This window comes from Kribbella sp. NPDC026611 (assembly GCF_040638345.1).
In the GTDB taxonomy this organism is placed as follows: Bacteria; Actinomycetota; Actinomycetes; order Propionibacteriales; family Kribbellaceae; genus Kribbella.
Genome location: NZ_JBEZYC010000008.1, coordinates 383,707 through 394,606, shown reverse-complemented (window position 1 = coordinate 394,606; position 10,900 = coordinate 383,707). Strand labels below are relative to the sequence as shown.

The window sequence follows — 10,900 nt, the reverse complement described above, 5'->3', positions numbered from 1 at the left end:
CGATACAACCAGGCCCTCAGCGACGCCCGCTCTTCGAACGAGTCGAAGGCCCGCCAGGCACGCACGTAAGTCTCCTGCACCACATCCTCGGCATCGGCCAACGATCCGAGCATTCGATAGCAGTAGGCAAGCAACTCCGGCCGGTACTGACCGGCGCGCAGCATGAACTCGTCGCCTGCCAACACGGTCCCGGTCACACCGCGAACATTAGCCCGATGCCGGCTCAGGACACGCCAACGAACGCACCCACCGGGGACCGCGACCTCGCCAAGGGTTGCTGTCAGCTGACGGCCAGGACCGTCTTGGCGGGGGCCGAGCGGGACTCCAGTGCTCGATGTACGTCGGCTGCTCGCTTCAGGGGCTGTACGTCGGGCTTCGGCTCGCGGAGGACGTCGCGGGCGACCAGGTCTACGACCGCTCGGAGGGCTGTGCCGACCTTGTCGGGGATTAGGTGGGCCACCGAGCCGAGGCTGAGGCCCTGGACCTGGCGGGTGCCGTGCCAGAACGCGTCGCCCGACAATGCACGGTCGTCACCGCTTGCGTTGCCCAGGACAACCATGCGGCCGAAGGGCGCGAGCAGGTCAAAGGCCTGGGCGCGGAGCTCACCGCCGACTGAGTCGATCACCACGTCGAGCTCACTCAGCTGGTCCAGTTCGTCGGCCAGTACGACGTCGGTCCAGCCGCCGGCGTCGACGACGGCCTGGCGCTTGCCGGGGCTGCCCACCACCGCGATGACTTGCCGCGCGGGGCGCAGTGCGGCCAGGCGGCCGGTGATGCCGCCGAGACCGCCACTCGCGCCGAGCACCAGCACAGTGTCCGTGACAGCGAGTCGCGCGAGATCGTGCAGGGCCAGCCAGGCGGTGACGCCGTTGATCAGGACGCCCGCGATCACCGCGGGATCGACGTGCCGAGGCAGCGCGCAGGTCATCGACGCGTGCGCCACCACGACCTCGGCGTACCCGCCTGCGCGAGCCGTGCGGCCGAAGTCGTTGAGCAGCGCCGCGACCGTCTGCCCGACCGACAGCCCGTGGACATCGTTGCCCATGGCCCGCACCCGCCCGGTCACCTCCAGCCCAGGCACGAACGGCGTCGGCAGCCCGAACTTGCCGGCCCGGAACAAGGTGTCCACGAACCCGGCGCCGGCGTACTGGACCTCGACGGACACCTCACCCGGCCCAGGCGTCGGCTTCGGCCGTTCTCCCAGCCGCAGCACCTCCGGTCCGCCAGGCTGCTCGACCATCATCGCGCGCATCCACCACTCCTGTCGTCGACCACCTTCACATCCACTACTAGCAGACAAGGTCGTCTCAAGCCTCCGAACGCTGAAGTTGCCCGGCCGTCGGTCGGTCTTCCTCGTCGAGACGTACGACGATGTGGTCGTCCCAGCGATGGTCGGAGTGGGGATGGTCCAAGCGCCAGTGGCAACCGCGGCTGTCCTGACGTGCGGTCGCTGCCACGACGACGGACCGCGCCACCGTTGCGAGCGGTCCGGTGCCGCCGGTTTCGAGCTCGTCCGCGGCGGCGTTCAGACCAGCGCCGTCACGACGGATGCCGGCGTACCTGCTCAGGATCGTGCGGATCCGCTCCGGTTCGCGATCCTCGCCCAGCGCGACCTCGTGTGAGCCACCGTAGTCCGCCGCGGGGAGCTCGAGGGTCAGGGCCGTGGCGACGCGCCGCCCGAAGACCAGTCCCTCCAGCAGACTGTTGGAGGCGAGCCGGTTGGCCCCGTGTACGCCGGTCGCCGCGACCTCGCCGACGGCGTACAGACCTGGTACGTCGGTTGCGCCGTTGCGGTCGGTGCGAACGCCGCCGCACAGGAAGTGTTCGGCCGGCGCGACCGGGATCTGCTCGGACACCATGTCGACGCCGATGCGTGCGCAGGAGGCCAGTACGGTCGGGAACCGCCGCCGGAGTACGTCGGGCGCGACACCTGTCGCGTCCAGCCAGACGTGGTCGGATCCGTCCCGGCGCATCGTCGCCTCGATCGCCCGAGCGACGACGTCCCGCGGAGCCAGATCGGCTCGCGGGTGCAATCCGTCCATGATCCTGCGACCTTGGGCATCGCGCAGTACGGCGCCTTCGCCACGGACGGCCTCGGTGACCAGAGGCAACTGACCACTCGTCTCACCGGTGTGCAGCGCTGTGGGGTGGAACTGGACGAACTCCATGTCCACCAGCGATGCGCCGGCTCGCAACGCCAGGGCGATGCCGTCGCCGCGCACCGACGACGGATTGGTGCTCGCCAGGTAGGCATTGCCGATACCGCCGGTAGCCAGTACGACGGCGCGCGCGTCGATCTGCGTGAGCCGGTTGCCGGTCTCGACGAGCACACCGACGATGCTTCCGGAGTCCGACTGGACCAGGCCGACGGTCCGTCCGGTCATCGTCCGGACGCTGGTTCGCCGCACTGCGGTACGGAGCGCGCGATGCACTTCCGCCCCGGTCGCGTCGCCGCCGGCGTGCACGATCCGGGGACGGCTGTGGCCGCCCTCCAGAGTTCTCGACAGCGAGCCATCGGCGTTGCGGTCGAACCGAACTCCGTGGGCGATCAGCTCCGCGAGGCGCTGCGGTCCTTCCTCGACCAGCGCCCGAACGTTGCGCGGATCGCAGAATCCGGCGCCCGCGATGTCGGTGTCCCGCCAGTGGTCGAGCGGATCGTCCGCGCCGTACGCGGCCGAGACCCCGCCCTGCGCCCAGGGCGTGCTGCCGTCTCCCGCGCTGAGCAGAAGTACGTCGCGGGTCGCAGCGAGACCGAGCGCGGTCGACAGGCCTGCCACGCCCGAGCCGATCACGACCACGTCGACGGCGCGCGTCACCGAGCACCCGCAGGCTTGCCGATGGCAACCATCCGCTCGACCGAACGCCGGGCCCGCTCGACGATCTCGGGCGGTAGCTGGATCTCGTCGCGGCCTTCCCGCAGGCATCGCACCAGCAGTTCCGGGGTGATCATCTTCATGAAGCGGCACGAGGCCTTCGGGTTCACCGGCACGAAATTCGTCCGCTGGTTGACCTTGCGCAGCTGATGGAGCATGCCGATCTCCGTCGCGATCAGGGCCGTCTTCGCGGTCAGGTCGCGGGCAGTGTCCAGCATGCCGGCGGTGGACAGGATGTGGGTGCGCTCGGCCGGCAGATCACCCACGCCGGCGAGCCAGATCGCGGACGACGCGCAGCCGCACTCGGGATGGACCAGGACCTCGGCCTCGGGATCGGCCGCGACCTGAGCGCGCAGGTCGGCCGAGCTGATGCCGGCATGCACGTGGCACTCGCCCATCCACACCTCGATGTTGTCCCGGCCGGTCTGCCGCCGGACGTGTGCTCCGAGGAACTGATCGGGCAGGAACAGGATCGGCTGATCCGCCGGAATCGAGTTCACCACCTCGACCGCGTTGGACGACGTACAGCAGACGTCGGCCTCGGCCTTCACCGCCGCGGTGGTGTTGACATAGGCAACGACCGCGGCATCGGGGTGCTCGGCCTTCCAGGCCCGTAGCTGGTCAGCGTCGATGGTGTCGGCCAGCGAGCAACCTGCCTGAGCAGTGGGGATGAGCACGGTCTTGTCCGGGCTGAGAAGCTTGGCGGTCTCCGCCATGAAGTGCACGCCGCAGAACACGATCGTGGAGGCGTCCGTTTCGGCAGCGATCCGCGACAGTGCGAGCGAGTCGCCGACGTGATCGGCGACGTCCTGGATCGCCGGTTCCTGGTAGTTGTGGGCGAGGATCACCGCGTCGCGCTCCTGGGCGAGGCGGCGTACCTCGTCCTGCCAGGTGATCGCTGTGTTCTGACCAATCGTCACAACAGTTCCTTCTTCCTCAGTTGACGCCGTGGTCGCGGGCGACCAGCAGGCTGATGTCGAGTGCCGTGGCGGAGTGGGTCAGGGCGCCGACCGAGACGGCGTCGACACCGGTGGCGGCGACGTCTGCGACGGTGTCGAGCGTGATGGTGCCGGAGGCTTCGAGTTGCGCAGTGGATCCGGAGGCGTTGCGCCGCTCGACGATCTGCGCCATCTCCGCGGGCGGCATGTTGTCCAGCAGGATCCACTCGACGTGGCAGTCCAGCGCTTCGCGGGCTTCCGCCGCGGTGGTGACCTCGACCTCGATCGCCATCCCTCTGCCTTCCGCGGTCATGCCGTCCCGGACCCGGCGTACGGCCGGGAGGATGCCGCCGGCCGCGGCGAGATGGTTCTCCTTGAGCAGGACCATGGCGGCCAGGTCGAGCCTGTGGTTCGTACCGCCGCCACAGCTGACGGCGTACTTGTCCATGGCCCGGAGGCCGGGCGCCGTCTTCCGGGTGTCGAGGAGCCGGACCGGGCGCGCTCCGATCGCGGCCACGAAGGCTGCTGTGAGGGTTGCGATGCCGGACATCCGCTGGACGAAGTTCAGCGCCACCCGCTCGCCGGTGATGATCGAGCGCGCCGTACCACTGATCGACGCGAGCCGCTGTCCAGGGCGGACCGGATCGCCGTCGACAACAGCCGGCCGCACCGTGACAGTGGGATCGATCGCGGCGAACACGTCCTGGAGGAGCGGCAGACCGGCCACGCGACCCGCCTGCTTGGCGACCACCGTCGCCTCGACCTCTAGTTCGGCCGGGACGCTCCATCGCGTGCTGACGTCGTCCACCGCCTGATCCTCGGCCAATGCGGCCGTCACCGCGGTCCGGACCGTCTCCATCGTCAGTGGCATAGCGTGCTCCGACCTCTCGTGGGGTTTTCGCTTCAGAGGCGATAACTAGCTGCACGCTACCATCGGCGGCGTGCCCGCAGCCAAGAAAGGTGATCCGGTTAACTTCCCCAGCTACCCGCACGAGGTGCTGTCGGTGGTGTTGTCGGTCCGGGACGGCGGGTTGTGCGTCCTGCTGTGGAAGCGCGCACGGGACCCGTACCGCGGGCGCTGGGCGCTGCCCGGCGGCGGGGTGGAGCCCACGCAGCGGCTCCGGGACGCCATCACCAGGCACCTGGCGACGAAGGTCGACGTCCGCGACGTCGCACACCTCGAGCAGCTGGCCACCCACAGTGCGATCGATCGCGATCCGCGGGCCCGCGTCCTGGCGACGGCGTACCTCGGCCTGGTTCCGTCCGACGTACAGCCGGTGCTTCCGGCCGACACGGTCTGGCATCCGGTCGACGATCTGCCGCAGACCGCGTTCGACCATCACTACTTCATCGATGCTGCGGTCGGTCGGCTGCGCGCCAAGCTGTCCTACACGAACATCGGCTTCGCGCTGGCTCCCCTGGAGTTCACGATCGCCGAGCTGCGCGATCTGTTCGGCGCCGCGCTGGGGTATGAGCTCGGCGCCACCAACCTGACCCGCGTCCTGACCCGGCGCCACGTCATCGACCCGACCGAGCGCCGGGCCTCCCCCGGTCAGAGCGGCGGCCGGCCCGCGACCGTCTACAAATTCGTCGCCCGCGAGCTGACCGTCACCGACCCCTTCGCAGTACTCCGACCGCCCCGCTGACCGGCCCGGGTGCCCTCAGAATGCGCGGACGGCCGGCGGCAGGCCGGGGAAGTCTGCCGATTCGCTGACCTCGGCCCACTTCTGGACGTCATCGAGCGCTTGTTGGTACACGCGGGTGAGGTTCCGGACGGCTTCGGCGCCGAGGGGCAGGCGGAGCGGGGCGTCCGCCGTGTCGAGCATGTCGCGAATCACGCCCGCAGCGCGGTGCGGGTCGCCTTCCTGTACGCCGTCGGCCTCCGCCATGTTCGCGCGGACAGTACCGATCACCCCGTCGTACGTCGTGCTCTGCGCCGCCGTCTTGAGCACGTCGGCGGCGTTGAACTCGGTGCGGAAACGGCTGGGTTCGACGATCAATACTCGAATGCCGAACGGCGCGACCTCGCCCGCGAGCGCCTCGGACCAGCCCTCGAGCGCGAACTTGCCGGCGGAGTAGCTGCCGACCGCGGGAAACGACATCCGCCCGCCCTGGCTGCTCATCTGCACGATCGCACCCGTACGGCGCTCTCGCAGGTGTGGAAGTACCGCTCGCACATAGGCGGCGGGTCCGAGCAGGTGCTGATCGAGCATGTCTCGCAGCTCGTCGTCCGTGACTTCCTCGGCGGCCCCGACCTGCCCCACCCCTGCGTTGTTCACCAGTACGTCGACGCGCCCGAACACGTCCAGCGCGCGCTGCACGACCGCCGCCGCGCCAGACGTGTCGCGTACGTCGTGCTCGACTGCCAGCAACCGATCGCCGTACTTGGCCTTGAGCGCATCGAACCGGCCGGCCCGGCGCGCCGTACCAACCACCTGCTCACCCGCGTCGAGCGCTGCCTCGGCCAGCGCAAGCCCGAGTCCCGCGCTCGCGCCGGTGATGATCCAGGTCTTGATGTCGTTCGTCGATGTCATGTGCTGGACCCTAGGCATTCGAGCGCACTCAAAGGCAAGCCCAGCGCGGACGGGTCTTGAGGTGGAGTGCGCTCTAGGTTTTACGGTCGATCGGAGGACTGATTCGAGGAGAATCCATCGTGGAGATGAGAGAATTTGGGCGGCTGGGCCGCGTCAGCGCGCTCACGCTCGGCGGGGGCGGCATCGCGGGAGTCTGGGGCCGCACCGGCCGCGCCGAGGCGGTGGCGACCATCCGCGCCGCGATCGACGGCGGGATCACCATGCTCGACCTCGCGCCGGGCTACGGCACGGACTCGGAGTCGGAGCGGGCGGCGGGCGAGGCGCTGCGGCCGTCGGACGACGTCATGATCACTACGAAGGTGCACTCGCAGAACGGCGACGACGACATCCGGCGCAGTCTGCACGACAGCCTGACCCGGCTGCGGCGGGACCACGTCGACCTGTTCCTGCTGCACACGCATCTGAGCCCGCGCGACCGGACGCACCCGGGGACAATCGCCTGGCGGCACTACCGTGACGATGTGCTGCCCGAGTTCGAGCGGTTGCGTGATGAGGGGCTGATCCGGGCCTGGGGCATCACCGCAATCGGGCATCCGGACACCGTGCTCGACGCCTTGCGGGAGGCGCCGAGGCCGGACGCGGCGCAGGTCATCGTCAACCCGATGGACATGGTCGGCGACCTCTGGGTCTTCGACGGGGTGCCGCCGGCGAACGACGCGATCCGGCGGCTGGCCAACAGCAATGGGGTGGGGGTCATCGGGATCCGCGCAGTCGCGGCGGGCTCGCTGACCTCGACGCTCGACCGGGATGCGCCCCCCGATCACCCGGCAGCCGTGGACTTCGCGCGAGCCGAGCCTTTCCGCAAGCTAGCAGCCGAACTCGGCGAAACCCCCGCAACGCTGGCGCACCGCTACGCACTCAGCGTGCCCGGGGTGGCGACGGTAGTACTCGGCGTCAAGAACCGCGCCGAACTAACCGAGTGCCTCACAGCCGAGGCCCAAGGCCCGCTCACTGCCGAAGAGATGCACGCGGTGCTCGCGCTCATCACCTAAGCCACGCCGCAGTAGGCGCCGCCGTGTGTTGCAAGTGTCGGTGACGTGGCGGCCCACAGCGTCGTGGCCGCGCCCTGCTCGGGGGTTTTGAACAAGCCCGGCGTGGCAGTGCCCTCCTGGTCGATCCAGCCTGCCGCAATCATCTCTTCGATTTCCAGATGTCGTTGGAGCGGAGTGAGGATGTAGCCGGGATTGACCGCAAAGGCGTGGACATCGGCCTCAGCGCCGAGCCGGTCGAGGTGGCGGGCGAAGAGGATGTTGGCGAGTTTGGACTGGGTGTAGGCAGCCCACTTGTCGTACCCGCGCTCGAACTGAACGTCGTCCCAGCGAATGGACCAGGCCGGATCCCATCCCGAGGCGACGGACACCACCCGAGCGCCCGCGGCGGAGCGCAACGTCGGCCACAGCAAACAGGTCAAGGCGTAATGGCCAAGGTGATTGGTCGCAAACTGCGCCTCCCAGCCGGCGCCGACGCGTGTCTCGGGACAGGCCATGATACCGGCGTTCGCGATCAGGAGGTCCAGCCTGTCGTGCCGCTCCAGAAACCGTTGGCTGAAGGCGCGGACGGACGCGAGATCGGCGAGATCCAGCTGTTCGACCTCGACCCGTTCGATGCCGTCGAGCGCCTGCTCTGCGGCCTCCGGTCGTCGAGCGGGGACGACAACGTCAGCACCGGCCCGGGAAAGCTCACGGGTCAAGATCAGCCCCAGGCCCGAGTATCCCCCGGTCACCAAGGCCAACCGGCCCGCGAGGTCGACGGTGGACATGACTTCAGCTGCAGTGCTGTTGCCGCCGAAGTCGGAGTGAATAGATTGGTTAGCCACCCCAAAGACGCTAGGCGCTAGACCGCGCTCTAGGTCAAGCGGACAAAATTCCGATGATCTATGGTCGGGGCAGGCTCGGCAAATAGAAGTGTGGTTGGGGCCGGCTTAGCATTCGGCCAGGACTCTCGCCGGCCAGACGGTGAAACTCCTTGATGAAGTGGCTCTGGTCGTAGTAGCCGACGGCCAACGCGACGGGGACTGCGCTCGCCGGCGCCTTGAGGAGCATCGTCCGGATCACCTGCTGGAATCGAACGAGCCGCTGGAATTCCTTGGGTGACACGCCGGCGACCGCCGAAAATCCTCGACGTAGGTGCCGGGTGCTGACGCCCAACGCCGGCGCTAGATCTTGGAGCGAGGTCGAAGCTGGCTGTCGGTACAGCTGGTGAACGGCGGCCATGATCCGCGGATCTCTGCGCGGGGCCGGCTGTCGACGGAGTACTTGCTCGGCCCTGGCGGCACGCACCGCGAGGTCACCAGCGCCGTTCAACGCAGAGGTGAGCTGCCGACCGGCGGGGCCCAGAAGGTCATCGATGTCGACGGCCCGGTCGATCAGGTCTTCCACGGGGTGGTCAGTCAAGTAGGCAAGGCCACCGGCGCGCAGGCGGACGGCGGTGAACGCCACCATCCCATCAGCCCTCAAAGTCCACCGCTCCCGGCGCATACACAGCAGGTGAGCCCGAGGTAGCGCGACCGGACCGTCCGCACCATGTGCAGTGACCTGCGAACCTCGATGGAAGATCAACTCCGCGCCGGTGCCAGGCAACAGTGCCGGCAGCTCGCTCGGATCGCCCTCCCAGGTCCAGATCCGATCGACGTACCGCGCGAGCGCCTGCCCGACCGGCACAAACGTCCTGCGCATGCCACCTATTCTATCTGGTTCACGGCACCGGTCGATGGCCGCTTTTTCCTATTGCTCCTCCCGGGTGACGACGACCATGGTCGCCATGACCACAGTATTCGCCATCCTGAAGGCGCGTCCGGAGCGCGTGAGCGAGGTTCAGCAGGTGCTTCTCGAACTGAAGCGCCTGACGCGGGAGGAAGGGGGTTCGGTCGACTACGGGGTATTCCGTGGGGACGACGGAGTTTTCTTGGTCTTCGAGCGTTATGTTGACCAGTCCGCCTGCGATGCGCACTTCGCTACGCCGTACGTGTCCGCATTTCTTGCCAGCGTGCCGGAACTGTTGACCGGTGAACCGCAGGTCGAGTTCGGGACCGAAGTGTCTGATTCCATTCCTTCGTGACATCGACTGGAACTGGCTCTCGAACGCGGCGTGACGGGCTCAGTGGCTGCGCCCGAGACGATTCGCCGTGCGCACGCGGTACACCCGATCACCGCCGTCCAGAGCGAGTATTCGTTGTGGAGCCGAATCCTTGACGCGACGCCGGCTCAGGTCGCGTTGGCCTGGTGAGGAGGAGGTGTCCGGGAGCCGTTCCGATCCCCGGCACCACTCGTCCGGGGCGGATCGACGAGAATGTGGAGGCGCTGGCGGTAAAGCTCGACGACGGCTGACGCCCGAGGAGGGAGGACCGGTCGTGAGTCTCGAGGTGACTGTCGTGCAGGCGTGTCTGCGGTCGGGACGCGGTGGGAGCCGGACCGCGGTGGTCGAGGACGGCGACTTGAGTGACGCTGCGCGGCGGACGGTACCTGGGGCGGTCGGAGCATCCCAGGCGGTGTTCATAGCCGCGCAGGATCCCGCGGCAGTCAGGCTGCGGTTCTTCACCTCGACCGGCGAGCTCCCCGCCTGTGGCCACGGCACGGTAGCCGCACTCGCGGTACTGGCCCAGCGCAGCGGCAACGACCGGTACGACGGAGTACTGCATTCGACGACACGATCCTTGCCGGGTCACGCCATCGGCAATGCGGGCCATTACAGCGCGGCCTTCGAGCCCGGCCCGATCGACCTGCGTGCCGCGACCATCGAGGAAGCTGATCCGATTCTGTCCGCGTTACGAGTCAGCGCCGAGGTCGCCGGATGCCACGTCGCCTCCGTCGGACGACCGCGTCTGCTGGTCGAGCTCGCCGACCGGCAGACGCTCGCGAACCTGGCGCCCGACATGCCAACGCTGCAGGCGGTCACCGATCGGCTCGACCTGCTCGGCTGCTACGTCTACGTCACACCGTCGTCTGACGGCCACACCGTAGCCCGCATGTTCGCTCCGTCCATCGGTGTTCCAGAAGACATCGCCAATGCCAACAGCACAGCGTGTGCGGCGGCACATCTGTCGACTCGTGGGCACTCGAAGCTGCAAGTGGACATGGGCGACTCCCTGGGCCAGCCCGCGACCATGACCGCCACGGTTACCGGATCGCCCGGCACTCCGATCGTCGAAGTAGGCGGCACCGCGACAATCTCCGGCCGGCACCACCTCGACTGACGGGCTGGCCGTCCACATCACCCCGGGGGTTCGGGGGGTGGGACCTGGAGGACCTCGAGGATGCTGATGCCGAGCATGTCGAGGTGATTCAGGATGCCGGCCAGGGCGGCCTGGTCGGCGAGGTAGCCGTGCAGGACCGTTTGGGCGGGCTCGGGGGCGGCGGTCAGGGACGGGAACGCGTCGGTCAGGTCGCGCGACAGGCTGCCCCGCACCCGGATGACGTAGTGGCCCATGGGAACACACCCCTCTTTCGGGACCCCGAGTCGACTCTCTGCCACAAAGCCCCACGGCAGCATCCCCCGC

At 68.4% G+C, this 10,900-nt stretch carries 13 protein-coding genes; 4 read left to right on the top strand and 9 right to left on the bottom strand.

Features of this window, described 5'->3' with window-relative positions:
* The 5 genes from AB0E69_RS31215 to nadC all read right to left on the bottom strand — a co-directional run.
* Positions 1 to 164, bottom strand: a 164-nt coding sequence (locus AB0E69_RS31215; RefSeq protein WP_360151660.1) for a sigma factor, incomplete at its 3' end; no start/stop codon positions are given.
* A 116-nt stretch (positions 165 to 280) separates the two neighbouring features.
* Positions 281 to 1,252: a zinc-binding dehydrogenase gene (locus tag AB0E69_RS31210; protein WP_360154175.1), complete on the bottom strand. Its 972-nt coding sequence runs from the start codon at positions 1,250 to 1,252 to the stop codon at positions 281 to 283.
* 55 nt (positions 1,253 to 1,307) lie between these two features.
* Positions 1,308 to 2,816 (bottom strand): L-aspartate oxidase, encoded by a 1,509-nt coding sequence (gene nadB, locus AB0E69_RS31205; RefSeq protein WP_360154172.1) that lies wholly within the window; start codon positions 2,814 to 2,816, stop codon positions 1,308 to 1,310.
* The gene (gene nadA / locus AB0E69_RS31200; RefSeq protein ID WP_360154169.1) at positions 2,813 to 3,793 is read right to left on the bottom strand and encodes a quinolinate synthase NadA; all 981 of its coding nucleotides are present in this window, start codon (positions 3,791 to 3,793) and stop codon (positions 2,813 to 2,815) included. The genes nadB and nadA overlap by 4 nt, the downstream gene beginning before the upstream one ends.
* 16 nt (positions 3,794 to 3,809) lie before the next feature.
* Entirely contained in the window at positions 3,810 to 4,682 is an 873-nt protein-coding gene (nadC, locus tag AB0E69_RS31195) for a carboxylating nicotinate-nucleotide diphosphorylase (RefSeq protein WP_360154166.1), read from the bottom strand.
* Between the two features lie 70 nt (positions 4,683 to 4,752).
* Here nadC and AB0E69_RS31190 point away from each other — a divergent pair, with 70 nt between their 5' ends.
* Entirely contained in the window at positions 4,753 to 5,457 is a 705-nt protein-coding gene (locus tag AB0E69_RS31190; protein ID WP_360154163.1) for an NUDIX domain-containing protein, read from the top strand.
* Positions 5,458 to 5,472: 15 nt separating this feature from the next.
* Here AB0E69_RS31190 and AB0E69_RS31185 read toward each other — a convergent pair whose 3' ends face one another.
* A complete protein-coding gene (locus AB0E69_RS31185) occupies positions 5,473 to 6,345 on the bottom strand; it encodes an SDR family NAD(P)-dependent oxidoreductase (RefSeq protein ID WP_360154161.1) in 873 nt (290 codons plus the stop codon).
* Positions 6,346 to 6,470: 125 nt separating this feature from the next.
* On the opposite strand from AB0E69_RS31185, the gene AB0E69_RS31180 reads away from it, so the two are divergent.
* Positions 6,471 to 7,397 (top strand): aldo/keto reductase, encoded by a 927-nt coding sequence (locus AB0E69_RS31180; RefSeq protein ID WP_360154158.1) that lies wholly within the window; start codon positions 6,471 to 6,473, stop codon positions 7,395 to 7,397.
* Here the strand turns inward: AB0E69_RS31180 and AB0E69_RS31175 are convergent.
* Complete coding sequence (locus AB0E69_RS31175; protein ID WP_360154155.1) at positions 7,394 to 8,221, bottom strand: SDR family NAD(P)-dependent oxidoreductase; 828 nt, start codon at positions 8,219 to 8,221, stop codon at positions 7,394 to 7,396. The two genes, AB0E69_RS31180 and AB0E69_RS31175, sit on opposite strands and share 4 nt — an antisense overlap.
* A gap of 58 nt (positions 8,222 to 8,279) precedes the next feature.
* Positions 8,280 to 9,065, bottom strand: a complete 786-nt coding sequence (locus tag AB0E69_RS31170; RefSeq protein WP_360154152.1) for an AraC family transcriptional regulator — start codon at positions 9,063 to 9,065, stop codon at positions 8,280 to 8,282.
* Positions 9,066 to 9,165: 100 nt separating this feature from the next.
* Between AB0E69_RS31170 and AB0E69_RS31165 the strand changes: the two genes are divergently transcribed.
* Together AB0E69_RS31165 and AB0E69_RS31160 are read left to right on the top strand one after the other, a co-directional pair.
* Positions 9,166 to 9,462 (top strand): putative quinol monooxygenase, encoded by a 297-nt coding sequence (locus AB0E69_RS31165; protein WP_360154149.1) that lies wholly within the window; start codon positions 9,166 to 9,168, stop codon positions 9,460 to 9,462.
* 292 nt (positions 9,463 to 9,754) lie between these two features.
* A complete protein-coding gene (locus AB0E69_RS31160) occupies positions 9,755 to 10,597 on the top strand; it encodes a PhzF family phenazine biosynthesis isomerase (protein WP_360154146.1) in 843 nt (280 codons plus the stop codon).
* Between the two features lie 17 nt (positions 10,598 to 10,614).
* On the opposite strand, the gene AB0E69_RS31155 is transcribed toward AB0E69_RS31160, so the two are convergent.
* Positions 10,615 to 10,830 (bottom strand): hypothetical protein, encoded by a 216-nt coding sequence (locus AB0E69_RS31155; protein WP_360154143.1) that lies wholly within the window; start codon positions 10,828 to 10,830, stop codon positions 10,615 to 10,617.
* Positions 10,831 to 10,900 lie beyond the last annotated feature (70 nt).